At 67.3% G+C, this 26,509-nt stretch carries 23 protein-coding genes and 1 pseudogene; 21 read left to right on the top strand and 3 right to left on the bottom strand.

Going from position 1 to position 26,509, the window contains the following annotated elements:
• Nucleotides 1-56: 56 nt before the first annotated feature.
• The 18 genes from M6D93_RS17495 to M6D93_RS17410 all read left to right on the top strand — a co-directional run bounded on the left by M6D93_RS17495 (nucleotide 57) and on the right by M6D93_RS17410 (nucleotide 20,462).
• Nucleotides 57-620 (top strand): NuoB/complex I 20 kDa subunit family protein, encoded by a 564-nt coding sequence (locus M6D93_RS17495; RefSeq protein ID WP_249771206.1) that lies wholly within the window; start codon nucleotides 57-59, stop codon nucleotides 618-620.
• Nucleotides 621-632: 12 nt separating this feature from the next.
• Complete coding sequence (locus M6D93_RS17490; RefSeq protein ID WP_430667243.1) at nucleotides 633-1,331, top strand: NADH-quinone oxidoreductase subunit C; 699 nt, start codon at nucleotides 633-635, stop codon at nucleotides 1,329-1,331.
• Nucleotides 1,328-2,650 (top strand): NADH-quinone oxidoreductase subunit D, encoded by a 1,323-nt coding sequence (locus M6D93_RS17485; RefSeq protein WP_249771204.1) that lies wholly within the window; start codon nucleotides 1,328-1,330, stop codon nucleotides 2,648-2,650. Before M6D93_RS17490 ends, M6D93_RS17485 begins: the two co-directional genes overlap by 4 nt.
• 54 nt (nucleotides 2,651-2,704) lie before the next feature.
• Nucleotides 2,705-3,670 (top strand): NADH-quinone oxidoreductase subunit NuoE, encoded by a 966-nt coding sequence (gene nuoE, locus M6D93_RS17480; RefSeq protein ID WP_249771202.1) that lies wholly within the window; start codon nucleotides 2,705-2,707, stop codon nucleotides 3,668-3,670.
• Between the two features lie 2 nt (nucleotides 3,671-3,672).
• Nucleotides 3,673-4,953 carry an NADH-quinone oxidoreductase subunit NuoF gene (gene nuoF / locus M6D93_RS17475; protein ID WP_249771200.1) on the top strand — a complete coding sequence of 427 codons (1,281 nt, stop codon included), beginning with the start codon at nucleotides 3,673-3,675 and terminating at the stop codon, nucleotides 4,951-4,953.
• Complete coding sequence (locus M6D93_RS17470) at nucleotides 4,953-7,397, top strand: NADH-quinone oxidoreductase subunit G (RefSeq protein WP_249771198.1); 2,445 nt, start codon at nucleotides 4,953-4,955, stop codon at nucleotides 7,395-7,397. The genes nuoF and M6D93_RS17470 overlap by 1 nt, the downstream gene beginning before the upstream one ends.
• Nucleotides 7,397-8,761 (top strand): NADH-quinone oxidoreductase subunit NuoH, encoded by a 1,365-nt coding sequence (nuoH, locus tag M6D93_RS17465; protein WP_249771196.1) that lies wholly within the window; start codon nucleotides 7,397-7,399, stop codon nucleotides 8,759-8,761. Before M6D93_RS17470 ends, nuoH begins: the two co-directional genes overlap by 1 nt.
• Before the next feature lie 232 nt (nucleotides 8,762-8,993).
• Nucleotides 8,994-9,527: an NADH-quinone oxidoreductase subunit NuoI gene (gene nuoI, locus M6D93_RS17460; protein ID WP_347343696.1), complete on the top strand. Its 534-nt coding sequence runs from the start codon at nucleotides 8,994-8,996 to the stop codon at nucleotides 9,525-9,527.
• Nucleotides 9,520-10,299, top strand: a complete 780-nt coding sequence (locus tag M6D93_RS17455) for an NADH-quinone oxidoreductase subunit J (RefSeq protein WP_249771192.1) — start codon at nucleotides 9,520-9,522, stop codon at nucleotides 10,297-10,299. The genes nuoI and M6D93_RS17455 overlap by 8 nt, the downstream gene beginning before the upstream one ends.
• Nucleotides 10,296-10,595: an NADH-quinone oxidoreductase subunit NuoK gene (nuoK, locus tag M6D93_RS17450; protein WP_022914642.1), complete on the top strand. Its 300-nt coding sequence runs from the start codon at nucleotides 10,296-10,298 to the stop codon at nucleotides 10,593-10,595. Before M6D93_RS17455 ends, nuoK begins: the two co-directional genes overlap by 4 nt.
• 13 nt (nucleotides 10,596-10,608) lie before the next feature.
• Entirely contained in the window at nucleotides 10,609-12,513 is a 1,905-nt protein-coding gene (gene nuoL, locus M6D93_RS17445) for an NADH-quinone oxidoreductase subunit L (protein ID WP_249771191.1), read from the top strand.
• Between the two features lie 5 nt (nucleotides 12,514-12,518).
• On the top strand, nucleotides 12,519-14,102 hold the full coding sequence (locus tag M6D93_RS17440) for an NADH-quinone oxidoreductase subunit M (protein WP_249774227.1): 1,584 nt from the start codon (nucleotides 12,519-12,521) through the stop codon (nucleotides 14,100-14,102).
• A gap of 5 nt (nucleotides 14,103-14,107) precedes the next feature.
• Nucleotides 14,108-15,691 carry an NADH-quinone oxidoreductase subunit NuoN gene (gene nuoN, locus M6D93_RS17435; RefSeq protein ID WP_347343695.1) on the top strand — a complete coding sequence of 528 codons (1,584 nt, stop codon included), beginning with the start codon at nucleotides 14,108-14,110 and terminating at the stop codon, nucleotides 15,689-15,691.
• Nucleotides 15,692-15,700: 9 nt separating this feature from the next.
• Nucleotides 15,701-16,708, top strand: a complete 1,008-nt coding sequence (locus M6D93_RS17430) for a polyprenyl synthetase family protein (RefSeq protein WP_249771187.1) — start codon at nucleotides 15,701-15,703, stop codon at nucleotides 16,706-16,708.
• A gap of 114 nt (nucleotides 16,709-16,822) precedes the next feature.
• Nucleotides 16,823-17,233, top strand: a complete 411-nt coding sequence (locus tag M6D93_RS17425; protein ID WP_347343694.1) for a nitroreductase family deazaflavin-dependent oxidoreductase — start codon at nucleotides 16,823-16,825, stop codon at nucleotides 17,231-17,233.
• Between the two features lie 61 nt (nucleotides 17,234-17,294).
• The gene (locus M6D93_RS17420; protein ID WP_249771183.1) at nucleotides 17,295-18,284 is read left to right on the top strand and encodes an acyl-ACP desaturase; all 990 of its coding nucleotides are present in this window, start codon (nucleotides 17,295-17,297) and stop codon (nucleotides 18,282-18,284) included.
• Between the two features lie 251 nt (nucleotides 18,285-18,535).
• Nucleotides 18,536-19,552: a hypothetical protein gene (locus M6D93_RS17415; RefSeq protein ID WP_249771181.1), complete on the top strand. Its 1,017-nt coding sequence runs from the start codon at nucleotides 18,536-18,538 to the stop codon at nucleotides 19,550-19,552.
• 196 nt (nucleotides 19,553-19,748) lie between these two features.
• Nucleotides 19,749-20,462 (top strand): esterase family protein, encoded by a 714-nt coding sequence (locus M6D93_RS17410; protein ID WP_249771179.1) that lies wholly within the window; start codon nucleotides 19,749-19,751, stop codon nucleotides 20,460-20,462.
• Here the strand turns inward: M6D93_RS17410 and rarD are convergent.
• The 3 genes from rarD to M6D93_RS17395 all read right to left on the bottom strand — a co-directional run bounded on the left by rarD (nucleotide 20,459) and on the right by M6D93_RS17395 (nucleotide 24,415).
• The gene (gene rarD, locus M6D93_RS17405) at nucleotides 20,459-21,394 is read right to left on the bottom strand and encodes an EamA family transporter RarD (RefSeq protein WP_249771177.1); all 936 of its coding nucleotides are present in this window, start codon (nucleotides 21,392-21,394) and stop codon (nucleotides 20,459-20,461) included. The genes M6D93_RS17410 and rarD overlap by 4 nt on opposite strands.
• Before the next feature lie 30 nt (nucleotides 21,395-21,424).
• Entirely contained in the window at nucleotides 21,425-22,468 is a 1,044-nt protein-coding gene (locus M6D93_RS17400) for a 2-oxoacid:ferredoxin oxidoreductase subunit beta (protein ID WP_249771175.1), read from the bottom strand.
• Between the two features lie 78 nt (nucleotides 22,469-22,546).
• A complete protein-coding gene (locus M6D93_RS17395) occupies nucleotides 22,547-24,415 on the bottom strand; it encodes a 2-oxoacid:acceptor oxidoreductase subunit alpha (RefSeq protein ID WP_249771173.1) in 1,869 nt (622 codons plus the stop codon).
• A gap of 442 nt (nucleotides 24,416-24,857) precedes the next feature.
• Between M6D93_RS17395 and M6D93_RS17390 the strand changes: the two genes are divergently transcribed.
• From M6D93_RS17390 to M6D93_RS17380, 3 genes and pseudogenes are all read left to right on the top strand, one after another.
• Nucleotides 24,858-25,265, top strand: coding sequence for a hypothetical protein (locus M6D93_RS17390; protein WP_249771171.1), 408 nt, complete (start codon nucleotides 24,858-24,860; stop codon nucleotides 25,263-25,265).
• 274 nt (nucleotides 25,266-25,539) lie between these two features.
• Nucleotides 25,540-26,097, top strand: coding sequence for a cysteine dioxygenase (locus tag M6D93_RS17385; RefSeq protein WP_249771169.1), 558 nt, complete (start codon nucleotides 25,540-25,542; stop codon nucleotides 26,095-26,097).
• Nucleotides 26,094-26,489: pseudogene (locus tag M6D93_RS17380) on the top strand (rhodanese-like domain-containing protein); the annotation flags it as partial. The gene M6D93_RS17385 and the pseudogene M6D93_RS17380, both read left to right, overlap by 4 nt.
• Between the last annotated feature and the right edge of the window lie 20 nt (nucleotides 26,490-26,509).

The following is a 26,509-nucleotide window of genomic DNA, read 5'->3' as shown; positions in this document are numbered from 1 at the left end:
CCCGATGACCAGCTGTCACACCCGCACCGCCACTGTCGAGAGATTGGCCCGCTGACATGGGTTTGGAAGAGAAACTGCCGGACGGCATCCTGCTGGCCAGTATCGAAACGCTGGTCAACTGGACGCGCAAGTCCTCCCTCTGGCCGGTCACCTTCGGGTTGGCCTGCTGTGCGATCGAGATGATGACCTTCGGTGCGCCCCGCTTCGACTCTGCTCGCTTCGGCATGGAGGTCTTCCGGCCCTCGCCGCGCCAGTCCGACCTGATGATCGTGGCCGGCCGCGTCAGCCAGAAGATGGCACCGGTCGTCCGTCAGATCTATGACCAGATGGCCGAGCCTCGCTGGGTCATCGCGATGGGCGTGTGCGCATCGTCCGGTGGCATGTTCAACAACTACGCGATCGTTCAGGGCGTCGACCACATCGTGCCCGTCGACATGTACCTGCCCGGCTGCCCGCCGCGGCCCGAGATGCTGATCGACGCCATCCTCAAGCTGCACCACAAGATCATGAACGAACCTCTGGGCCCCAAGCGGGCGGAGAAGAAGGCCGGCCAGAAGGTCGAGCTGGTGCCCTCGAGCCAGAAGTACGGCAAGAAGTTCCACACCTTGGAAGAGGTGTAGCGCGTGGCCAGCATCGAAGACCGCGAGACCGAGCTCGCCAGGCTCGAAGGCGCGTTGCCGGTCAGCCAGGAACGTCCGGGAATGTTCGGAGTCACCGGCTCCGGCGATACCTCTGGATTCTCCGGCCTGCAGCGGCAGCCCTGGGTCGAGTTGCCCGCGCAACGCCCGTACGGAAGTTACTTCGACGAGCTCGTCGACAACCTGGCCGCCGCTTACCCGGCGCTGGGCGAGGCCACCGAGAAAGTCGTGGTCGACCGCGGCGAACTGACCCTGCACATCAAGCGCGAGCACCTCATCGGGGTGCTGACCGAGCTGCGCAACAACCCGGCGCTGCGGTTCGAGCTGCTCTCAGCGGTCTCGGGGGTGGACTACCTCGCCCGTGAGGGTGCCGACGGCGCTCGGCTGCACTCGGTCTACCACCTGACCTCGATGACCTACCGCCGGCGCGTCCGCGTCGAGGTTGCGGTCACCGTGGCCGATCCGCACGTTCCCTCCGCCACCGGCCTCTACCCGACGGCGGACTGGCAGGAGCGCGAGACCTGGGACATGTTCGGGATCATCTACGACGGTCACCCCGCGCTGACCCGGATCCTGATGCCTGACGACTGGGACGGCCACCCCCAGCGCAAGGACTACGCCCTCGGCGGTGTCGAGGTCGAATACAAGGGCGCGAGCATCCCGCCCCCCGACGAGAGGCGGGTGTACCGGTGAGCACCGACTACTCGACGTCACGCCAGACCACCGAAGGCCGCGTATACAACGTCAGTGGTGGCGGTGACTGGGATTCCGTCTTCGGCAGCGATCCCCTCCGCGAGGAACGTCTCGTGGTCAACATGGGCCCGCAGCACCCGTCCACGCACGGGGTTCTCAGGCTCGTCCTCGAACTCGAAGGCGAAACCGTCACCGACGCGCGACTGGTCGTGGGCTACCTGCACACGGGCATCGAGAAGACGACCGAGTTCCGAACCTGGACCCAGGGGACAACCCTCGTCACGCGGTGCGACTACCTGGCCCCGATTTTCAACGAGACCGCATACTGCATGGCGATCGAGAAGCTGCTGGCCGTCCAGGTTCCCGCCCGCGCCGAGCTGATCCGCGTGCTGATGATGGAGATCAACCGGATCTCCTCCCACTGGGTGTGGCTGGCCACCGGCGGCATGGAGCTCGGTGCGCTGACCGCCATGACCAACGGCTTCCGGGCCCGTGAGCGCTGCCTGGACATCATGGAACTCGTCACCGGCCTGCGGATGAACCACGCCTACGTCAGGCCCGGCGGAGTCGCACAGGATCTGCCGGACAACGCGATCCCGAAGATTCGCCAGTGGATCAAGGAGACGGACCAGGAGATCACCGGGGTCGACAAGCTGCTGCGCGGCCAGCCGATCTGGATCAACCGGCTCAAGGGCGTGGGCTGGATCGGCGTGGAAGGCTGCATCTCGCTCGGACTGACAGGTCCGATGCTGCGTGCCGCCGGCCTGCCCTGGGACATGCGCAAAACCGAGCCCTACCTCGGGTACGAGACCTACGACTTCGACATCCCCACCGACGACGGCGGTGACTGCTGGAGCCGCTTCGTGGTCAAGGTTGCCGAGATGCGCGAGAGCCTGCGGATCATCACCCAGGTTCTCGAGCGCATCGAGCAGACACCGGGACGCGTCATGGTCGACGACCCGAAGATCGCCTGGCCGGCTCAGCTGTCCATCGGTCCTGACGGCATGGGCACCTCGCCCGCGCACGTCAACCGGATCATGAACTCGTCGATGGAATCGCTGATCCACCACTTCAAGCTGGTCACCGAGGGCTTCCGGGTGCCTCCCGGCCAGGCCTACGTCGCGGTCGAGAGCCCGCGGGGAGAACTCGGTGCGCACGTGGTGTCCGATGGCGGCACCCGGCCCTACCGCGTCCACCTGCGCGAGCCGTCATTCATCAACCTGCAGGCAACGGCGGCGCTCTCGATCGGTGGCCAGGTCGCCGACGTCATCGCCTCGGTCGCCTCACTCGACCCCGTGATGGGTGGCTGCGACCGATGACCCTGCCGCCCTGTTCGACCTTGCTGACGCCACGTCCGAGAAAGCTGACGCCACATGGCTAACACTCGTCTGAGCCTGATCGACATCGAACGTCCGGGGAATCCGGACGTCTTCGCTGCCGGCGTCCGTGCCGACGCAGCGGCGATCATCGCCCGCTATCCGGCCGGCCAGTCCCGCTCGGCGCTACTGCCGATGCTGCACCTCGTGCAGTCCGAGCAGGGCTACGTCTCCGCGGACGGGATCGCCTTCTGTGCCGACGTCCTCGACATCACCAAGGCCCAGGTCGCCGCGGTCGCGACGTTTTACACGATGTACAAGCGCAAGCCGACCGGTGAGTACCTGGTCAGTGTCTGCACCAACACCCTGTGCGGCATGCTCGGCGGGGACGAGATCTACAAGACCCTGTCCGAACTGCTCGGCGTCGGCATGAACGAAACGGCCGGCGAGCCCGGATCAACTGGTTCGATCACCCTGGAGCACGCGGAGTGCCTCGCCGCCTGTGACTTCGCGCCGGTCGTGACCGTCAACTACGAGTTCTTCGACAATCAGAGCGCCGAATCGGCGGTGGACCTGGTGACGGACCTGCAGGGCGGCCGGCGACCGCTGCCGACCCGGGGCGCGTCGTTGTGCTCGTTCAAGGAGATCTCTCGCCAGATCGCCGGTTTCGTCGATACCCGTCCCGATGCGTTGAACGCGCCCGCGGCCGGTCCGCAGACGCTGGTGGGTGTGAAGCTCGCGGCGGACACCGGCCAGTCCGCGCCGGCCTTTCCGCACGGGGACCAGTCGGCCTCGGCGGCCAGCCGGCACGCCGACACCACCGAATCAGCCGACGGCGCCAAGGCTGCCGAGCACAGCGCAGCCGACAACACGGGGGCCTCGCAGCCCACGAGCGCGCACGACGCCCCGTTGGAAACAGCTCAGAGTGACAAGGACAATTCCGCCGCGCCGCAGGGCAACGCCGGTTCCTCCGGCGGCGCCGACGGAGCCGGCCAGGGCGAGCTTTTCGGGAAGGGTGAGTAACGATGCCGCTGACCCCGGTACTGACCAAGCGCTTTGGTACCAACGCGCCATGGCTGATCGAGAACTACCTCGCCCTCGACGGCTACGAAGGCATGAAGAAGGCCTTTGCGATGCAGCCCGATGAGATCATCGCGCTGGTCAAGGAGTCGAACCTGCGCGGCCGTGGCGGTGCGGGTTTCCCGACCGGCATGAAGTGGCAGTTCATCCCGCAGAACGACGGCAAGCCTCATTACGTCGTTGTCAACGCCGACGAGGGCGAACCCGGCACCTGCCGGGATCTGCCGCTGATGATGAACGATCCGCATTCGATGATCGAAGGCATCATCATCGCCTGCTACGCGGTGCGTGCCAATCACGCGTTCGTCTACATCCGAGGCGAGGCGGTGCACGCGATCCGCCGGGTAACCACCGCCGTCAACGAGGCCTACGCCAAGGGGTACCTCGGCGACGACGTCCTGGGCTCGGGTCAGCGTTTCGACATCACGGTTCACGGTGGCGCCGGTGCGTACATCTGCGGCGAGGAGACGGCCCTGCTCGACTCGCTCGAAGGCAAGCGTGGCCAGCCGCGACTCAAGCCACCGTTCCCGGCGACCAACGGCCTCTACGACGCACCCACTGTGGTCAACAACGTCGGCACCCTGGCCAGCGTCCCGTACATCGTGCTGGGCGGAGCCGCCTGGCACAAGGAGATGGGGCCTGAAGGCTCGCCCGGGACGTCGATCTATTCGCTGTCGGGACGAGTGAAGAACCCCGGGCAGTACGAGGCGCCGATGGGCACCACGCTGCGGGAACTCCTGGACCTGGCCGGAGGGATGAGCCGCGGCAAGGCGTTGAAGTTCTGGACGCCGGGTGGCTCGTCGACCCCGATCTTCACCGACGAGCACCTCGACGTGCCGCTGGACTTCGACGCGGTCGCCAAGGCCGGTTCGATGAACGGCACGTCCGCGGTGATGATCTTCGACGAGGACGACTCGATCGTGCAGGCGGTCCTGAAGTGGACCGAGTTCTACGAGCACGAGTCCTGTGGCAAGTGCACGCCGTGCCGCGAAGGAAATTACTGGACCGCCCAGATCCTCGAACGAATCTGGCACGGCGAGGGCACGCGGGAGGATCTCGACACCTTGCTCGACATCTGTGACAACATCCTGGGCCGTTCGTTCTGCGCGCTCGGCGACGGCGCCACCAGCTCCATCTCGTCCTCGCTGAAGTACTTCAGAGCCGAGTACGAACAGTTGATCAACCAGCACACGGCGGCCCCCGCACTGACCGGAGCGACTGCGTAATGACCGTTGCACCAGACAAGCCCCGAACCGAGCAGGCGGAGGATCTGATCACCGTCACCATCGACGGCATCGAGATCTCGGTTCCCAAGGGCACGCTCCTGATCCGGGCCGCCGAACAACTCGGCATCCAGATCCCCCGCTTCTGCGACCACCCTCTGTTGGACCCGGCCGGCGCCTGTCGACAGTGCCTGGTCGAGGTGACCGACATGGGCAACGGCCGCGGAATGCCCAAGCCGGCGGCGTCCTGCACCACCACCGTCATGCCCGGCATGGTGATCAAGACCCAGCTTTCCTCGCCCGTGGCCGACAAGGCGCAGCAGGGTGTGATGGAGCTGCTGCTCATCAATCACCCCCTCGATTGCCCGGTCTGCGACAAGGGCGGGGAGTGCCCGCTGCAGAACCAGGCGATGTCCAACGGCCGCGCCGAGTCCCGGTTCCACGACCACAAGCGGACCTTCCCGAAGCCGATCGCGGTGTCCAGCCAGGTGCTGCTCGACCGCGAGCGGTGCGTGCTGTGCCAGCGCTGCACCCGTTTCTCCGAGCAGATCGCCGGTGACCCCTTCATCGACCTGCTCGAACGCGGCGCCCAGCAGCAGATCGGGACGTCGTCCGACACACCCTTCCAGTCCTACTTCTCCGGCAACACGGTGCAGATCTGTCCGGTGGGCGCGCTCACCGGGGCCAGTTACCGGTTCCGGGCCAGGCCGTTCGATCTCATGTCCACCCCGAGCGTGTGTGAGCACTGCTCGTCGGGCTGTGCCCAGCGCACCGACTGGCGTCGCGGCAAGGTGACCCGCCGCCTGGCCGGCGAAGACGCCGCGGTGAACGAGGAATGGAACTGCGACAAGGGTCGGTGGGCGTTCCACTACGCCACCCAGTCCGACCGCATCCTCACCCCGCTCGTGCGCGATGAATCCGGCGTGCTGGTCGAGGCGTCCTGGCCCGAGGCGCTGGAGGTCGCTGCCCGGGGACTGGCCCAGGCCAAGGCCGGCGGTGGTGTCGGGGTGCTGCCCGGCGGACGCCTCACCGAAGAGGACGCCTACGCCTACGCCAAGTTCGCCCGGCTGGTGCTGGACACCAATGACATCGACTTCCGGGCTCGTCCCCATTCGACCGAGGAGCTGTCGTTCCTGGCCTCCGCGGTCGTCGGCGTGAGCCCCGCCAACGGCGGCGTCAGCTACGCCGACCTGGAAGCTCCCGGAACCGTGCTGCTGGTCGGCCTGGAGCCGGAGGAAGAGTCTCCGATCGTGTTCCTGCGGCTGCGGAAGGGCGCCCGGGCCGGTCGTACGAAGGTCTCCTCGATCGCCGCCGTCGCTTCGCGCGGCTTGACGAAGCTCGACGGAAACCTGATCCCCACGACTCCGGGCAACGAGCCGGCCGCGCTACGGAACCTGGACGTGTCGCTGGCGGATGGTCTGACCGCCGGCGGCCTGATCCTGGTCGGGGAGCGGATGGCCAGCGTCGCCGGCGCACTCACCGAGGTACTGGCCCTGGCCGAGCGAACCGGCGCCCGCGTCGCTTGGGTTCCCCGGCGGGCCGGTGACCGCGGCGCGCTCGACGCCGGCGCGGTCCCGACCCTGCTGCCGGGTGGACGTCCGGTGACCGATGACGAGGCCCGGGTCGAAGTCGAGCGGGTGTGGGACGCGAGCATCCCGGCCACGGCCGGCCGCGATCTGAGCGGCATCCTGGCGGCCGTGCTGGCCGAGGACAACCCGCTGGCCGCGTTGGTGGTGGGCGGCGTCGAGCTGTCCGACCTGCCGGACAGTGCGGCCGCTGAGGCTGCCCTGTCCGCCGTCGGGTTCGTCCTGAGCCTGGAGGTGCGCCGCAGCGCTGTGACCGCCTTTGCCGACGTCGTCCTGCCCGTGGCCGCCCCGGCCGAGAAGGCAGGTCGCTACGTCACCTGGGAAGGCCGCCGACGTCCGTTCGATCTGACCCTGACCAACAGCGGGCAGATGTCCGACGGCCGGGTGCTGAACGCGATCGCCGACGAGTTGGACGTCAACCTCGGGCTGCCGACGGTCGAGGCCGCGCGGCTCGAACTGGACGCCCTCGCCGTCACCGCGGCCCGGCTGGCGCACGCTCCGGTCTCGATGCCTTCGCCGGCCGAGCCCGGTGCGGGAGAACTGCTGCTGGCGACCTGGCACGAGCTGCTCGACGCCGGTGCGATGTCCGACGGTGATGAGAACCTGGCCGGCACGGCCAAGCCGTTGCGTGCGGTGGTGTCCGGGGCGACGGCCGCGGGCCTGGCTGCGGAGGAGGGCACGTTGGTGGCGATCTCCGCCGGACCCGGCCGCAGCGTGGTGGCGCCCTTGATGATCGATTCAAGCGCCGTCGACGGCGTGGTCTGGCTGCCGTCCAACCATCGTGACGGTTCGGTACGGGCTCTGCTGGGTGCCGTGCACGGAGCCCGAGTGAGCGTCACCGTCTCCGGAGGAGAAGCCTGATGACCAGCGTGCGGGCGGCGAGCAGCGACACGATTCCTACCCTGGCCGGCTTCGGCCACGACGCCATCTGGCTGATCCTGATCAAGGTTCTCGGCGTCTTCGTCTTCCTCGTGGTCATGACGCTGTTCTCGATCGTCTTCGAGCGCAAGGTCGTCGGCCGGATGCAGAACCGCATCGGACCGAACCGCACCGGCCCTTGGGGCATCCTGCAGTCGTTGGCCGACGGCGTGAAGCTGGCCTTCAAGGAAGAGATCATTCCGCTGCTGGCGGACAAACCCGTGTACTGGATCGCTCCGGTGCTCTCTTGCGTTCCCGCTTTCCTCGCCTTCTCGGTGATCCCGTTCGGCCCCGAGGTGTCGATCTTCCATCACCACACGATGCTGCAGCTGACCGATCTTCCGGTCGGCGTGCTGGTGATCTTCGCCTGCTCATCCCTGGGCGTCTACGGGATCGTGCTCTCGGGCTGGGCCTCGGGCTCGACCTATCCCCTGCTGGGCGGCCTGCGCTCGGCCGCGCAGATGATCTCCTACGAGGTCGCGATGGGTCTGTCGATGGTCGCGGTGTTCCTGTTCGCGGGAACCATGTCCACCTCGGGCATTGTCAGCGCGCAGAACCATCTCTGGAACGGTCTGCCGCTGTTCATCTCCTTCGTCATCTACGTGATCGCGATGGTCGGCGAGACCAACCGGGCACCGTTCGACCTTCCCGAGGCCGAGTCCGAGCTGGTCGGCGGGTTCCACACCGAGTACTCGTCGATGAAGTTCGCCCTGTTCTTCCTGGCCGAATACATCAACATGGTCACCGTGTCCGCGCTGGCGACCACACTGTTCCTGGGCGGTTGGCACGCCCCGTTCGGCCTGGTCTCGCTCTGGGGCGGCGCCAACTCCGGGTGGTGGCCGTTCGTCTGGTTCACCGTCAAGGTCGTCCTGTTCATCTTCTTCTTCGTCTGGCTCCGCGGAACGCTTCCGCGGTTGCGCTACGACCAGTTCATGCACTTCGGCTGGAAGGTCCTCATCCCGATCAACCTGGTCTGGATCCTGGCCATCACGACGGTGCGGACGCTGCGCGATCGCTGGGGCAACGACACCGGGACGGTGCTCAAGATCGTGGCCATCGTGCTGATCCCCGTGATCATCGCGCTCATCATCTACACCTGGGCCGACGTCCGTCGGCAGCAGCGCCTGGACGCCGATGAGGCCGCGGCCGAGGAGGAGGAGGTGGCGCGCGGGATCACCTTCCCGATCCCTCCGCTCAACCTGGTCGTGCCGCCGTCACCGCGGCTGGTCGGCGCATCCGCCGGCGTCCCGGTGATCGAATCCGGATCTGCCCACCGCACTACCGACGGAGGACAGCCCCATGGCTGACACGCCCGTACCCGACCGGCCCGCACATCGGGCCGCGGACCAGCCTGCGGTCGATGCCGCCCTGCCGACCGGAGCGGCGGTTCCGACCGTCACCGAGAACGCGGTACCCACGGTCACCGGCCGGCCGCCGCAGGTGGACCTTCCCATCAAGCGCCTGGAGGAGGACGAGTTCAACTCCGGGGCCATCACGATCGGCGGCTTCGCCTCCGGCTTCGGCGTCACCTTCACGACGATGTTCAAGAAGGTGTACACGCAGCAGTATCCGTTCGAGGTCTTCCCGACGGCTCCGCGCTACCACGGTCGCCACGTGCTGAACCGGCACCCCGACGGGCTGGAGAAGTGCGTCGGCTGCGAGCTCTGTGCCTGGGCCTGTCCGGCCGACGCGATCTACGTCGAGGGCGGCGACAACACCGACGAGGCACGGTTCTCGCCGGGGGAGCGCTACGGCAAGGTTTATCAGATCAACTACCTGCGCTGTATCTTCTGCGGACTGTGCATCGAGGCCTGCCCGACCCGCTCGCTCACGATGAGCAACGAGTTCGAACTCGCCTTGGACAACCGCCAGGACCTCATCTACACCAAGGAGCAGTTGATGGCTCCGTTGCTGCCCGGAATGGAAGCCCCGCCGCACCCGATGCGCCTCGGTGAGGACGAATCGGCTTACTACACGCCTCAGCCGACGAAGGGTGCTCCGCAGAGCGAGGCCAACATCGCCGGCAAGCCGATCGTCGGCAACGCGATCGAGGTCGGGGGCCACCATGCTTAACACCGTCGTCCTGGCGGCCGGTGCCGATGTCTCCACCGGCGAGGCCCTGTCGTTCTGGATTCTGGCCCCGGTCGCCCTGGCCGGAGCGATCGGCATGGTGATCGCCCGCAACGCGGTGCACTCCGCGCTTTCCCTGGTCGCGACGATGATGTGCCTCGGCCTGTTCTACGTGATCGAACAGGGTCCGTTCCTGGGTCTCGTCCAGATCATCGTCTACACCGGCGCGATCATGATTCTGTTCCTCTTCGTGCTGATGCTCATCGGCCGCGATTCTTCCGATTCGCTCGTGGAGACGTTGCGCGGCCAGCGCGTTGCGGCCCTGCTGTCCGGCTTGGCCTTCGCGTTGCTGGTGGCCGTCACGCTCGGGCGCGCGTTCACCGACAAGCCGCCGAAGAACCTGGTCGCGGCCAACGGCGGCGCCAACAACGCCGGCAACGTCAACAACATCGCGCACAAGCTGTTCAGCGATTATCTGTTCGCCTTCGAGTTGACCTCCGCCCTGCTGATCGTGGCTGCCGTCGGGGCGATGATCTTGGCGCACATCGAGCGCGAAGGTCCCCGGCCGACGCAGAAGTCCCTGGCGCGTGAGCGCATCCGCTCCGGTCGGCCGCAGCCGTTGCCCGGTCCGGGCGTGCTCTCATCCGGCAACGCCGTCGGAACCCCGGCACTGCTGCCGGACGGCTCGATCGCCACGGAGTCGCTGCTCGGCAACGCCACCACGGTCAACGTCGGAGCCGGGTCTCCCAGCTCAGCGAGGGAGCTGGACCGATGACCCCCACCTACTACCTGGTGCTCAGCGCAGCGTTGTTCTCGATCGGCGCCGTCGGCGTCCTGGTTCGCCGCAACGCAATCGTCGTGTTCATGTGTGTCGAGCTGATGCTCAACGCCGTGAACCTGACCCTGGTGACGTTCTCTCGGATCAACGGCACCCTCGACGGTCAGATCATGGCGTTCTTCGTGATGGTCGTGGCCGCCGCCGAGGTTGTGGTCGGCCTGGCCATCATCATGTCCATCTTCCGCACGCGGCGTTCGGCTTCGGTCGACGACGCGAACCTCCTGAAGTACTGAGGGGCAACCGAGCGTGAACGCTGCACACGGAATCCAGTCGGCCGCATGGCTGTTGGTGGCGCTGCCGGCGCTGTCATCGGCCCTGTTGCTGTTACTGGGTAAACGCGCCGACAAGTGGGGGCATCTGCTGGGCGCTCTCGTCCCGGTGGGGTTGTTCGTCTACGCCGTCCTGCTGTTCTTCTCGATCAAGGGGGAGGCGGGCCAAGGCCGCGTTCGCGACCTGCACCTGTTCAGTTGGGTGCCGGTCGGTGGCTTCAACGTCGACGTGGGTTTCCTGCTCGATCCGCTGTCGCTGACCTTCGTGTTGCTGATCACCGGTGTCGGGTCGTTGATCCACATCTACTCGATCGGCTACATGGCCCACGACGCCGGGCGCCGGCGCTTCTTCGGTTACCTCAACCTGTTCGTGGCCGCGATGCTCTTGCTGGTGCTCTCCGACAGCTACCTGACGTTGTACGTCGGCTGGGAGGGCGTCGGCCTGGCCTCGTACTTGCTGATCTCCTACTACTACACGCGGGACTCCGCGGCCACCGCGGCGAAGAAGGCCTTCATCGCCAACCGCGTCGGTGACGTCGGACTGTCGATCGCGATCATGCTGATGTTCGCCTACCTGGGAACGACGTCCTTCCAGGGCGTGTTCGCCGGCGCGGGTGGTCTCAGCCACGGAGTCGTGACGGCGATCGCGCTGATGCTGTTGCTCGGCGCCTGCGGCAAGTCCGGCCAGTTCCCGCTGCAGACGTGGCTGCCTGACGCGATGGAGGGTCCGACGCCGGTCTCGGCGCTCATCCACGCGGCGACCATGGTCACGGCGGGGGTCTACCTGATCGCACGGTCCGCGCCGATCTTCAACCTCACCGGCGCCGGTCGCACGGTGGTCACCATCGTCGGCGCGATCACGCTGCTCTACGGCTGCGTGTGCGCATTCGGCCAGGACGACCTGAAGAAGGTGCTGGCCTACTCAACGGTCAGCCAGATCGGTTACATGTTCCTGGCGGTCGGCCTCGGCAAGGGCGTCTACGCCATCGGCATCCTGCACCTGGTCGGCCACGGCTTCTTCAAGGCCGCGCTCTTCCTGTCGGCCGGCTCGGTCATGCACGCGATGAACGACCGGATCGACATGCGCCGCTTCGGCGGTCTGGCCCGGGTCATGCCGATCACCTACGGGGTGTTCGTCTGCGGATACCTCGCCATCATCGGATTCCCCTTCGCCACCGGGTACTTCACCAAGGACAAGATCATCGAGTCCGCGTTCGACAAGGGCGGCACATCTGGTTGGGTACTCGGCCTGGCGGCTCTGCTCGGCGCCGGCCTGACCGCGTTCTACATGACCCGCGCTCTGCTCATGACCTTCCACGGCCAGCGGCGGTGGGAGGACGACGTGCACCCTCACGAAGCCCCGCGCACCATGACGGCGCCGATGATCGTGTTGGCCGTGCTCGCCCTCGTCGGCGGCGGTGCCCTCACCTTCGGGGGCGGGTTGCAGAACTGGCTCGAGCCGGTGCTCGGCAAGCCGGAGGAAGCCGGCGTACACACGATCAGCCCCACCGCGCTGCTCGCGCTCACCCTCGTGGTCGTGACCGGTGGAGTCGCCGGTGCATGGCTGGTCTTCGGCCGTAACCCCGTCCCGGCCACGCAGCCGGCGGGAAACCTCGTCACCGTGGCCGCGCGCCGGAATCTCTACGCAGACGCGTTCAACGAGAGCGTTCTGATGCGTCCTGGACAGTGGCTGGTCCGAGGCCTGGTGTTCTTCGACAACAAGGGTGTCGACGGCGCGGTGAACTCGATCGCGGCCGGCTTCGGCGGCGGCTCCGGCCGGCTCAGAAGGATCCAGACCGGGTTCGTCCGCTCCTACGCACTGTCCATGCTTGCTGGCACCGCCGCGGTGCTCGCTGTCCTGCTCGCGGTGAGGTTCGCGTGACCCACATGCACAACGTATCCCTGCTCATCCTGTTGCTGATCCCGCTGCTGGGCAGTCTCGTCCTCTTCGCCCTGCCCGCAGGCAGCGAGCGCACGGCCAAGCAGATCGCGCTGGCCGTCTCGGTCATCACGTTCGTCTTCGCGGTCGTGCTCGGGGCGGGCTTCGACACCAAGGGCGACCGGTTCCAGTACAGCGGTTCCTGGATGTGGATCCGCTCGTTCGGCGTGCATTTCGCCTTCGGCGTCGACGGCATCGCCCTGGTGCTCATCGTGATGTCGACGTTGCTCGTACCCTGCGTGATCCTGGCGTCGTGGAACACCTTCGACTCCCTCGAGGATTCGGAGGAGCCGGGACGGGCTGACGGCACGGTCGCGACCCGACGGTCGGTCACGACGTACTTCGCGCTGCTCCTGCTGCTGGAAGTCTTCATGGTCGGCGTCTTCGCCGCGACCGACGTGTTCCTGTTCTACGTTTTCTTCGAGGCCATGCTGGTCCCGATGTACTTCATCATCGGCAGCTTCGGCGGCCCGCGCCGGCAATACGCGGCGGTGAAGTTCTTCCTGTACTCGCTGCTCGGTGGACTGCTGATGCTGGCCGCGGTCATCGGGCTCTACATCAGCGCCGGGACCTCGAGCTTCGCCTTCACCGATCTCGTCGGCCATGTTCCGACCGGGGCGACGCAGAAGTGGCTGTTCCTGGGCTTCTTCATCGCCTTCGCGATCAAGGCGCCGCTGGTTCCGTTCCACACCTGGCTGCCCGACGCGGGCGCCGAGGCGCCGGCTGGGGGCGCGGCCCTGCTGGTCGGTGTGCTCGACAAGGTGGGCACGTTCGGATTCCTGCGCTACTGCCTGCCGCTGTTCCCCGAGGCCTCGCGTTACTTCGCCAAGGCGATCATCATCCTGTCGGTCATCGGCGTCTTGTACGCGGCGTTCCTGGCGATGGGCCAGCGGGACATGAAGCGGCTGGTCGCCTACACCTCGGTGGCTCACTTCGGCTTCATCGGCCTGGGCATTTTCGCCTTCACCACCCAGGGCGGAACCGGCGCGGTGCTGTACATGGTCAACCACGGCCTGTCGACCGGGCTGCTGTTCATCGTGGTCGGGTTCCTGATCGCGCGGGGTAAGTCCCGCCAGATCTCCGACTACGGTGGCGCGGCGGCCGTCACCCCACGGCTCGGCGGCGTCTTCCTGCTCGCCGGCCTGGCCTCGCTGGCGTTGCCGGGCATGAGCACCTTCATCTCGGAGTTCCTCACGCTGGTGGGCTCGTTCACGCGGCACAAGGCGCTGGCGATCCTGGCCACCACCGGCATCATCCTGGCCGCGCTGTACGTCCTGTTGCTCTACCAACGCACGATGCAGGGCGGCCTGAACCCGAAGGTCGCCGCGGCGAAGGCCGCTGGTCATTTCCGCGATCTCAACGCTCGGGAGTTGCTGGCCGTCGGCCCGTTGGTCGCGCTGATCCTGGTGCTCGGCGTGTATCCGAAGCCAGTTATCGACATCATCAATCCGGCGATCAAGGCGACCATGCACGACGTCGGGGCGACCGATCCCACACCGCAGAACGCGGCCCAGTCCGGAGGACACAAGTGAGCGCGCTGAGCACGGTTTCGGTTCTCGCCGCCGGAACAGCCACCTCCACCGACAGCCCGTTCACGGCGCCGTCGATCAGCTATGCGGCCATCGCGCCGATCCTGATCGTCCTGGCCGCCGCGTGCGCGGGAGTCCTCGTCGAGGCGATCGTTCCGCAGGCCCAGCGGTTCTACACCCAGGTCGGCCTGACCGCGCTCGCGCTCGCCGCCGCGTTCATCGACGTGGTCGCGATCCGCGGGCACTCGGTGGTCACAGCTGGAAACGCTCTGACCATCGACTCGACCGCACTGTTCATCCAAGGCACGATCCTTGTGCTCGGTCTGCTGTCGGTGCTGTTGCTGGCCGAACGAAGTGTGGAGTCCGGCAGCGCCATCGTCGCCTCGGCCGCGGTCGTCGTGGGATCGGCGGCGGACCGGCGCCTGGCAACCAGCGAACGCGTCCAGACCGAGATCTTCCCGCTGACCCTCTTCGCGGTCGGCGGCATGCTGATCTTCCCCGCTGCCAACAACCTGCTGTTGATGTTCGTGGCGCTCGAGGTCTTCTCGCTGCCGTTGTACCTGATGGCGGGGCTGTCCCGTCGCCGGCGGCTGCTCAGCCAGGAAGCGGCGATCAAGTACTTCCTGCTCGGCGCCTTCGCCTCGGCGTTCTTCCTGTACGGCATCGCGCTCATCTACGGCTACGCCAACACGGTCAACCTCTCTGGTGTGCTGCTGGCCCAGAGCACGTCGTCACAGTCGGACGTTCTGCTCTACCTCGGTTTCGGCATGCTGATCGTGGGACTGTTGTTCAAGGCGGGCATCGCGCCCTTCCACTCCTGGACACCCGACGTCTATCAGGGCTCGCCGACGCCGGTGACCGCGTTCATGGCCTCGTGCACGAAGATCGCCGCGTTCGGCGCGATCATTCGCGTGCTGTACGTGGGCTTCTCGGTCAGCAGCTGGAACTGGCGCCCCATCATCTGGGCGGTCGCGATCGCGTCGGTCGTGGTCGGGGCGGTCCTGGGTCTCACGCAGACCGACGTCAAGCGCGTGCTGGCCTATTCCTCCATCGCCCACGCCGGATTCATCCTGGTCCCGCTGGTGGCCGTGCAGTCCAACGGCAAGGACGCCTTGTCGTCGGTGCTGTTCTACCTGGCCAGTTACGGCCTGACGACGGTGGCGGCCTTCGGGCTGGTGACGCTGGTGCGCGACTCCAACGGTGAGGCGACCCACCTGTCGCAGTGGTCGGGGCTGGCCAAGCGCTCGCCGTTGTTCGCAGCGACCTTCACCTTCCTGCTGCTCGGTTTCGCCGGCATCCCGCTGACCAGCGGGTTCATCGGTAAATTCGTCGTCTTCCGCGCCGCGTTCCACACGGCCGCTCCGCTCGTCGTGGTCGCGCTCGTCGGCTCGGCCGTGGCCGCGTTCTTCTATCTGCGCATCGTGGTGATGATGTACTTCGCCGAACCGGCCGAGGACGGGCCGACCGTCACCATCCCCTCGATCTTCTCGTACCTGTCGATCGCCGTCGGCACCATCGCGACGGTCGTGCTGGGTGTGTTCCCGCAGCCGCTGCTCGACCTCGCGAACAACGCCGCGAAGATTCGCGGCTAAGCTTCGCCGGTGACTGGAACTCAGGCCCCCAACGCGGTCGGGATCGAATTCGCCGACTCGGTGCTGGAGGCGTCGGTCCGGGACGGGCTGGGCGCGGTCGAGAAGGCCCTGCTGGCCGCGGTGTCCTCGGAGGACGAGTTCATCGCCACGGCGGCCAAGCATCTCGTCGACGCCGGCGGTAAGCGGTTCCGTCCGTTGGTGACGCTGCTCGCGGCCCACTTCGGCGAGCCGCACACGGAGGAAGTGACCCTGTCGGCCGTGGTCTGCGAGCTCACGCACCTGGCCACGCTGTATCACGACGACGTGATGGACGAGGCGTCTGTGCGGCGTGGGGTGGTTTCGGCGAACTCGCGCTGGGGGAACTCGGTCGCCATCCTGACCGGTGATTTCCTCTTCGCCCGCGCCTCGGACATCCTCGCCGACCTGGGCCCGGAAGCCGTCCGGATCCAGGCGCGGTGCTTCGAACGGCTGGTGACCGGTCAGATCCGCGAGACGGTCGGCCCGAAACCGGGCATCGACCCGATCGATCACTACCTGGCGGTGCTGTCGGAGAAGACCGGTTCGCTGATCGCGACCTCCGCGGAGTTCGGCGCCCGCTTCGCCGGTCTGGAGGACCACCAGATCGAGGCGTTGCGCGTGTACGGCGAGCAGATCGGGGTGGCGTTCCAGATCTCCGACGACATCCTCGACATCGACTCGGACTCCGTTCAGTCCGGCAAGACCCCCGGAACGGACCTGCGGGAGGGAGTTCCGACCCTGCCGGTGCTCTACGCGCTGCAGGACACCGACCCGAACGGTGCGCGCCTGCGAGCCCTGGTGAGCAAGCCGCTGACCGACGACGCCGAGCACGCAGAGGCGCTCGGTCTGCTGCGGGCGTCCTCCGCGCTCGTCCAGGCGCGGGCCACCACCCTGGAATACGCCGAAGCCGCGCGCGCCGCGTTGGCTGATCTACCGGACGTCTCGGCCCGGACGGCTCTCGATGCGCTGGCCGACCTGGTGGTCTCCCGCACGGGCTGAGCTGAGATGACGCCCAGTCGGAGCACCCGGATCAGCGGCATCGCCGCGGACCGTTACCGCGCTGCGCTGCGTCGCCTCGGCCACTATCGCTGGTTCGCGCGTTTCGGGCGAGCGATGGTGCCGATCGACCGCGCTGTGCAGCGACGAAGCCGCGGCCGGCTCAGCATCCTCGGCGCCGACGTGCTGCCTGAGCTGCTGCTGACCACAACCGGGCGTTCGACGGGACGACGGCGCACCGTGGCCCTGCTGTACGCCGTCGCCGCGGAGCCCGACGACTACGTTGTCGTGGCCTCGAACTGGGGCCAGCCCCACCATCCGGCCTGGTCGGCGAACCTGCTCGCGCAGCCACGCGCCACGGTCGAACTGCGGGGACGGGAGCAGGTCGTACAGGCGCGGTTGGCCGAAGGAACGGAGCGGGATCAGGTGTGGCCTCGGGTCCTGGAGATCTGGCCGGCGTATGCCACCTATTCCGCACGAAGTGGTCGTACGCTCAGGGTGTTCCTACTGCGGGTCATTCGTCCGTAACGGTCCGCAGGCGTAACCTACGGAAGCGTAGCTTTCTTAGTCCAGCGTTCGGAGTGAGTTCATGACCGTGACCGGCAGCCGTATCCCATCAGGTCCCGAGGGCGTCCAGACTCGCCTGCTCTTCGAGCTGGAACCTGTCGTGGAGGAGAACCTCGAGCGCCATCTGAAGGTCACCAAGGACTGGATGCCGCACGACTACGTCCCGTGGAGCAAGGGCCGTGACTTCGCGTTCCTCGGCGGCGAGGACTGGGTGCCCGAGGATTCCCCACTGGACCCGGTGGCCAAGACCGCGATGGTCGTCAACCTGCTGACGGAGGACAACCTGCCGTCGTATCACCGCGAGATCGCGACCCGTTTCTCGCGGGACGGCGCCTGGGGTGAATGGGTGGGCCGCTGGACCGCCGAAGAAGGGCGGCACGGGATCGCCCTGCGCGACTATCTCGTGGTCACCCGGGGCGTCGACCCGGTCAAGCTCGAGCAACTGCGCATGGAACACATGACGGCCGGCTACGACTCCGGTGACAAGACCGCGCTTCAGGCCGTGGCCTACGTCTCCTTCCAGGAACTGGCGACCCGCGTCTCGCACCGCAACACCGGCGCGGCAACTGGATGTCCGGTGGCTGAACAGTTGCTGCAGCGGATCTCCCTGGACGAGAACCTGCACATGATCTTTTACCGAAACCTCGTCGCCGCCGCCTTCGATCGGGCGCCGGACGAAACGATGGCCGCTATCCGGGACGAGGTCGTGGGCTTTCAGATGCCCGGCGTCGGCATGAGCGATTTCACCCGGAACTCGGTGACGATCGCCAAGGCCGGCATCTATGACCTTCGCCTCCACCACGATGCGGTCGTGCAACCAATTCTGAAGTTCTGGAAGGTTTTCGAGCGCACCGATCTGGGCCCCGCCGGTGAGCAGGCCCGTGAGGACCTGGCCCAGTTCATGGCCGGTCTGGACGCCCAGGCCGAGCGGTTCGTCGAACAGCGGGACAGGATGCGTGCGCGCGAGGCGGCCCGAGCCGAGCGAACCGCGGGTGCTTCATCCCCGGCGTGATCCCCGTCGGGCCGGTCTTCATCCGCTGAATCCGAGTTCGCGCCGACTGGCGGCGGATTTGTCCGTTTCTGGACTAGATTTAACAGGCACAGAACAGGTACAGTTGTGGGACTGGTGTTGGGAATCGGTCTCGACTGGGTATAGATCCAGATCGGGCCGGGCGTCGGGGGTCGTTTCACCGACATCAGTGCCGATACGTACGAGTGTCCGCGTTTCCGTTTCTTGGGGGACCATTGCCAGCCACAAACCGCTTGCTCGCGACCGCCGCTCGTCGGCGTGCCGCAGTAGGTGCGTTCGGCATCCTCGTTGCCGGCGGGCTCATGCTCGGCGCCCAACCCGCGTCCGCCTCAGCAGCGCACGTCACCTGCCACGGTTCACACGGCAAGTCCGCTACCGAGACCAGCGCCTACAGCTACTCCGGCACCGAGTCCGGCTCGTCGAAGTACGGCTCGTCGAAGTACGGCTCGTCGAAGTACGGCTCGTCGGAGTCCGGCTCGTCCAAGGACCGCAAGAAGAGCAAGCACGGGCCCCGGGACGGGCGAGGGCGGTCGACCTCGCACGGCGAAGACTCCGAGGCCTCAGTCGTCTCCTACGCCACGAGCACGGCATCTTCGGACGGCAAGTCACTGCACTCGCGCCATACGGCCAAGCCGGTGCAGGGCGTCACGGCCGCGGTCACCGGGGTCGGCACAGTGGTGAAGACGCTGGTCACGAACGAGCACTCCAACGGATCGTCGGCATCGTCGTCATCGCACTCGTCCAGCTCGGCGTCGGCCGGTTCGTCATCGACGTCCACCAGTACCAGCAGTAGTTCCTCCAGCGGTTCGTCCGGCGCGGGGAAGGCGGGCACGCCCAAGTCGGCAACCACGCCCGGGACCAAGCCGTCGAGCGGCAAGCAGCCGGCCAAGGCGCCGGCCAAGGCCGCGACGAAGACTGCCACCAACAAGCCCGTCCTCATCACCACCGCAGCGGTCAAGACGACCGACAGCGGGACCGCCCACGCCGCTTCGCCTTCGCTGGCCGACCAGGTCGCCGGCAATCAGCGGCAGGCCGCCGCCACGACCCGGCCGGGGCCGTCGAGTTCCGCGCCGCCTGCCGTCACGGCGAAGCCGCGTACGGCGTTCGTCGCCGAGCCGCAGATCCTGCAGATCGCTGCGGCCAGCCCACTCGGCGCAACCGGTGCCCTGCTGGGAACCGGCGTGCTGTTCCTCGGCCTGGCTCTGATCGTCGCCGGTACCCGCCGCGGCCGGACGCGTGCGTCCGCCTGACCGGCGTTTTGCCGATCCCTCCTCGTCTCCTTCCCGCCGCCGGTTCCTGACGACCGTAGGTGTCCTCGCGGGCGTCGCTTCCGCGGCCGGCCTCGGCCTCGCTGGTGTCGCCGAAGGATTGCTGCCCGGACATGACCGCTGGGAACGGCTCGTCCACCCGCCGCCCCCGGGCGTTCCCACGGCGAGGCCCGGGCGGGTGATCAGCGGTCACTTCACCTCAGCCGCCCGGGGCGGAGTCGTGACTGGATGGTCGCTGGCCTTCCCGCCCGGAACTCACGCAGGGCGGCTGCATCCGCTCATCGCACTGCACGGGCGCGGAGGCACTCACCGGGACAGCTTCGACGGCAGCCTGCACCTGGATCGCTACCTGGCCGCGCTCAGCAGCGCCGGTCACCCGCCGTTCGCGATCGCCTCCGTCGACGGCGGCGATCACGGGTACTGGCATCCGCGACAGGACTCCGATCCGGCGGCGATGGTGCTCAACGAGTTCCTGCCGTTGCTGGCCGGGCAGGGTCTGGACACCTCACGTATCGCGTTTCTCGGCTGGTCGATGGGCGGCTACGAGGCGCTGTACCTCGCCGGGCGGCTGGGCGCGGGCCGGGTGGCGGCAGCGGCGGCCGAGAGCCCGGCGCTCTGGCGATCAGGCTCCCAGAGCGCGGCCGGAGCGTTCGACGATGTCGCCGACTTCGACCGTCATGCGATCTTCGGCCGACTGAACCTGTTGTCCGGAATCGCGCTGCGGATCGATTGCGGCGACCGGGACGGGTTCGCCCCCATCACCCGGGACCTTCGCGCCGCACTCGATCCGACACCGGCCGGCGGTATCGAACCCGGTGGTCACGACGCCGGCTTCTGGCGTAGCCAGGCTCAGGCCCAGCTGAGTTTCGTCGGCCGACACCTCGCGAGCTAGGCGGCCGGCGTCCGGCGGGAAGCCCGCAACGCATCGACCGTCAGCATGATCAATGCCAGCCAGACGAGGGCGAATCCGGCCAGCCGAGCCGGTGGCAGCGGCTCGTGGCGGATACCCACACCGACAGCCAGCTGCAGCACCGGCGCCAGGTACTGCAGGAGACCCAGCACGGACAGCGGCAGCCGGCGTGCCCCGGCGGCGAACAGCAACAGCGGGACGGCGGTCACCACGCCGGTGCCCATGAGGAGCAGGGTGTTCACCACGCCGTGGTGGCCGAACTGCAGCTGCGAGGTCGTCCCGATCACCGACAGGGTGATCACCGCGGGAACGAACAGAACCCCCGTCTCGATGGCCAGCGACTCGATCGCTCCGACACCGGTGCGGCTCTTGACGAAGCCGTAGCTGGCGAACGAGAAGGCGAGCACCAAGGCGATCCAGGGCAGCCGGCCGAAGTCGATGGTGAGCACGACGATGGCGGCACTGGCCACGCCCACCGCGCACCACTGCATCGGACGCAGGGTTTCCTTCAGCACGATTACGCCGAGCAGGATGGTCAGCAGCGGGTTGATGAAATAGCCCAAGCTGGTCTCGACGACGTGACCGTGATTGACGCCCCAGATGTAGACGCCCCAGTTCACCGAGACGAACAGTGCACCGACGGCCAGCCGCCAGACCACACCGGGCTGGGCCAGGGCCGCACGGACCGCTGCCACTCGGTGCCGAACCAGGATCAGGACGGCGACGAAGACCAGGGACCAGACCATCCGCTGCGCGAGGATCTCCAGCGCGCCGGCAGGCTTGAGCAGCGGCCAGTACAGCGGGAAGAGTCCCCACAGCAGATAGGCCGCAACGCCATAGGTGAGGCCGTCGCGGTGCCGCTCGGCGGCCGTCTCAGGCGCGATTGCGAGGTCGGTGACCGTGGGTTCAGCCACGGGCGGTGCGGGTGTTCGGGCGGTTCGCGATCAAATCGTCCATGCATCCTGGCCGCGGAGCAGGGCCTGCACCGCGTCGTCTGAAGTGCCGTCCGGTCCAGCGGTCTGCTTGGCGGTGTCGAGCTGCAGGTTGAGCAATTCGTCGTAGCTGGGCCTGGTCACGTCGCGGAACACGCCCATCGGAGACAGCCGGGTGTCGAGCTGCGAGAGCCGGCTGATGGCGAAGGCGTAGGACGGGTCCTCGTTGTGGGCATCGTGGATGACGACTCGTGGGTCGTCGGCGGCAACGTTGTCGGCGACCGACAGTGAGCCGGTCCCCGGGTCGCGGATCACGGCCTTGGTGGCGCCGTCCTCGGTGGAGGCACCGAAGCGGATCGGCTGGCCGTGTTCGAGCGGGATGATCCAATCGCCCTTGGTACCGGCGTCCTTGAGCAGGTCGAAGGCGCCGTCGTTGAAGATGTTGCAGTTCTGGTAGATCTCGACGAGCGAGGTGCCCGGATGCGCGGCGGCGGCCCGGAGCACCGAGGTGAGGTGCTTGCGGTCGGAGTCCAGGGTGCGGCCGACGAAGGTCGCCTCGGCCCCGAGCGCCAAGGAGACCGGGTTGAACGGGTTGTCCAGCGAGCCCATCGGGGTCGATTTGGTGATCTTGCCCTGCTCGCTGGTCGGGGAGTACTGGCCCTTGGTCAGCCCGTAGATCCGGTTGTTGAACAGCAGGATGGTCAGGTTGACGTTGCGGCGCAGGGCGTGGATCAGGTGGTTGCCGCCGATGGAGAGGGCGTCACCGTCTCCGGTGATGACGAACACCTTCAAATCGGGTCGGGACGTGGACAACCCGGTCGCGATCGCCGGGGCGCGGCCGTGGATCGAGTGCATCCCGTAGGTGTTCATGTAGTACGGGAAGCGGCTGGAGCAACCGATGCCTGACAGGAACACGATGTTCTCGCGCGGGATGCCGAGTTCGGGCATGAACCCCTGTACGGCGGCCAGGATGGCGTAGTCGCCACAGCCGGGGCACCAGCGCACTTCCTGGTCGGTCTTGAAATCCTTGGCCTTCAGGCCCAGATCACTGGTCACTGGTCGTCACTTCCTTCCGGACTCACGCAACGGGTCAGCGACTTCCCCGCGGTCCTCGCTCGGGCCTGGCTGCGAGCCTCAGTCAGCATTGCTGCTCAGCACTCCCTGCAGCATCTCGGCCAGGTCCGCGGCGCGGAACGGCATGCCGCGCACCTGGGTCAACGAGATGACGTCGGTCAGGTACCTGGCCCGGATCAGCTGGGCGAGCTGGCCCAGGTTCATCTCGGGGATGACGACCTTGTCGTAGCGGTTGAGGACCTCACCGAGGTTGGCCGGGAACGGGTTGAGGTGGCGCAGGTGGGCCTGGGCGATGGTGTAGCCGGCCCGCCGCGCGCGGCGTACCGCGGCCCCGATCGGACCGTAGGTCGAACCCCAGCCGAGAACCAGCACCCGCGCCGCGCCGGACGGGTCGTCCACCGCCAGGTCCGGGACGACGATGCCGTCGATCTTGGCCTGCCGGGTGCGGACCATGAAGTCGTGGTTGTCCGGGTCGTAGGAGATGTTGCCGGTTTCGTCGGCCTTCTCGATGCCGCCGATGCGGTGTTCCAGACCAGGAGTGCCGGGCACCGCCCATGGACGCGCGAGGGTCGCCGGGTCGCGGCGGTAGGGCAGGAATTCGCCGGGAGTTCCGTCCGGGCCCGGGTCACCGTTCGGTTCGGTGGCGAAGTCCACGGTCAGATCGGGCAGGGCGGAGAACTGGGGGACCTGCCACGGTTCCGAGCCGTTGGCGATGTAACCGTCGGACAGCAGGAACACCGGGGTGCGGTAGACCGTGGCGATCCGGATCGCCTCGACCGCGGCGGCGAAGCAGTCACCGGGCGACTGGGGCGCGATGATCGGCACCGGCGCCTCACCGTTGCGTCCGTACATCGCCTGCAGCAGGTCGGACTGCTCGGTCTTGGTCGGCAGCCCGGTCGAGGGGCCACCGCGCTGCACGTCGACGATCACCAGCGGCAGCTCCAGCGAGACCGCGAGGCCGATGGTCTCAGCCTTCAAGGCGATCCCGGGACCGGAGGAGGTCGTCACGCCGAGCGCGCCACCGAAGGCCGCCCCGAGAGCGGCGCCGATGCCGGCGATCTCGTCCTCGGCCTGGAAGGTGGTCACGCCGAAGCGCTTGTGCTTGGACAGCTCGTGCAGGATGTCGCTGGCCGGCGTGATCGGGTAGGCCCCCAGGTACAGGGGCAGCCTCGCCCGCCGGGCGCCGGCGATCAGACCGTAGGCCAACGCGAGGTTTCCGGCGATGTTGCGGTACTCGCCCGCGGGCAGCGGAGCGGGTTTGACCTCGTAGGAGACTCCGAACGCCTCGGTCGTCTCGCCGTAGTTCCACCCCGCCTTGAACGCCGTGATGTTGGCTTCGGCGATCTCGGGCTTCTTCGCGAACTTCTCCCGCAGGAACGCCAGGGTGCCCTCGGTGGGACGCGAATACATCCAGGACAGCAGACCCAGCGCGTACATGTTCTTCGAGCGTCCGGCGTCCTTGCGGGACAGGCCGCTGTCGGCCAGCGCATCCAGGGTGAGCTGGGTCAGGTCCAGGGCGTGGACGGTGAAGTTCTCCAGCGTCCCGTCAGTGATGGGATTCGAGGACCAGCCGATGCGGGCCAGCGCGCGTTCGGTGAAGTCACGGGTGTCGACGATGATCGTGGCGCCCTTGGGTAGGTCACCCAGGTTGGCCTTCAGCGCCGCCGGGTTCATCGCCACGAGAACGTCCGGTCGATCACCGGGGGTCAGAATGTCGTGGTCGGCGAAGTGCAGCTGGAACGACGACACTCCGGCGAGCGTGCCGGCCGGCGCCCGGATCTCGGCCGGGAAATTCGGCTGGGTGGACAGGTCGTTGCCGAAGTTAGCCGTCTCCTGGGTGAACCGATCGCCGGTCAGCTGCATCCCGTCGCCGGAATCACCCGCGATCCGGATCACGACACGGTCGAGCTGCTTTACCTCTGTGGACATGCGGGTGGTCCGCCTCCAGATGACGACGACTGGGGTGCCGGCAGCCCACAGGTCTTGGGCGGGACGGCGTACTGCCAACCCACAATCCTACGGGCCGTTTCCGGATGCGCCGGAGTGGGCTCGCTCACCGGGCGCAACGAGTTCGAAACGCCGCCTGAACGGGCCGGTCGATCGGGTCGTACCCGCCAGCCGCTCGTCCCACGGACGGCTCGTCGCGCTTCCTGTCCGGTTTGCCGGGGATTGCTCTGTGACTTTCCGGATTCAGGTCTAAGAGCTGAGTAGCCGGGGTATGTGTTTACCGGGTCACCAAAAAAGCACGGGGACCGGCGACAGCTTGCCCGAGGACACAACGAGTCCGGCCGGCGCGGCGTCCACTCACACTGCACCAAGCCTGCACCGGTTCTGCCGCGTGCGGCTCGTGACCAGCAAAGGGGTTTTGGACATGGACAGCGACCTGCACTCGATGGAACTGCCCGCCTTCGAACTCGACTGCCGCGAATGGCTGGTAGCTACTCCCGACGACGGCAGCGTGCCTGAGGAGATAGCCGGCGCCCCAGTGGTGGCCGTGCTGAGCACCGTCGTGATCGGCGATCAGGACTTCGAGCCCGCGAGCGCCATTCTCAGCGTCGGTCTGCTGGACGAGCCGGTCACCGCCGTGGAGATCGACGACCGGTCGCCGGTGGCCGAACTGGTCGATGTCGATTTCACCGGCGGCCACGCCCGCTACGTCGTGCCCGCCCCGGACAGCCGGCTCGCGCTGCTGGCCGAGTTCAGCGGTGGCGAGCACTGCGACGATGAGCTGATGCGGCGATTCGAACGCTTGATGACCAGCTTCCGCTGGGCCAGCTGACCGCTCGGCCCACTCATTCCTATAGGCACAGTAGAGATTTGCATTCTGTGTGCCAGGCCTCCATACTGCTGTCATGAACATGCGGCCGGGCGCGGGCGAGGTAGGCCCCGCTGCGCCGTTCTGGCAGGTTTCGTTCTGGACGACAAGGCGCGCGCAGTCCTTCGACCAGATGTGTAGCTGGCGCTGACCCCACGGGGTCACCACGTTCCCGGCTGAGCGTTTCGCTCGCCGTGAGCGCCACCCAGCCCAGCACATCCATGGTTCGGAGCCCACCTTGAGTACCTCGCGCAGGCGAGCGCGCGCTCGCATTTCTTCCCTCAATCCGATCGAGTTGGTCGACTTCACGCGGTTCGTCGCCGCGGAGGTCGCCGCCGGTCGCTATCCCTATGTCGAGTACGACGCCGATGACCGCTGGCATCAGCGGCTCTACCGCGACCCGCGCGTGGACATCTGGCTGATCAGTTGGCTGCCCAGTCAGGGCACCCAACTGCACGATCACGGCGGTTCGTCCGGAGCCTTCACCGTGCTCTCGGGCGAACTCAGCGAGGCGCTGTACCGACCGCACCACACGGCCGAGGACGCCCTGCTGGAAAACGTCCGCCCAGCCATGACGGCGATCGGATTCGGCGAGCACTACGTCCACGACGTCCGTAATCTCAGTGACGGCCCGGCAGTGAGCGTCCACGCCTACTCCCCGCCCCTGGACACCATGAACTTCTACGACGTCGACGACCACGGTGGCCTGAGCCGGCTGGCGACGATGGCCACCAGCGATCCCGAACCCGCGGTGGATCTGGATCGCCCGCGGACGGGCGGGAGTTCGGCGGCATGACCGGCACCGTCACGTTCGAGAGTGTCGATGCCCTGCTCACCGCCGCCCGGGCCGGGCTGACGCGGTTGGCGCCGGCGGAGGCGGCCGCGGCCGTCGCCGGACCTGACGCGGTCCTGCTGGTTGACATCCGTCCGGCCTGGCAACGCCGGCGCGAAGGCGAGATCCCTGGATCGCTGATCGTCGAGCGCAATCATCTCGAATGGCGGCTGCACCCGTCCTCGCCCGCTCGCGTCGCCCAGGCCAGGGCCGGGCAGCAGTGGATCGTGGTCTGCTCGGAGGGATACACCTCCTCGCTGGCCGCCGCGGCGCTGAACTCGCTGGGCATCCCCGCTACCGATCTGGACGGTGGACTGCACGCCTGGCGCTCGGCCGGTCTGCCGGTGTCGTTCGGGCTGACACCCGTCGAACAGAT

This window comes from Jatrophihabitans telluris, assembly GCF_023516435.1.
GTDB lineage: Bacteria > Actinomycetota > Actinomycetes > Mycobacteriales > Jatrophihabitantaceae > Jatrophihabitans_A > Jatrophihabitans_A telluris.
Note: the sequence above shows the minus strand (reverse complement) of the source record. Positions and strands in the feature narration are given on the sequence as shown.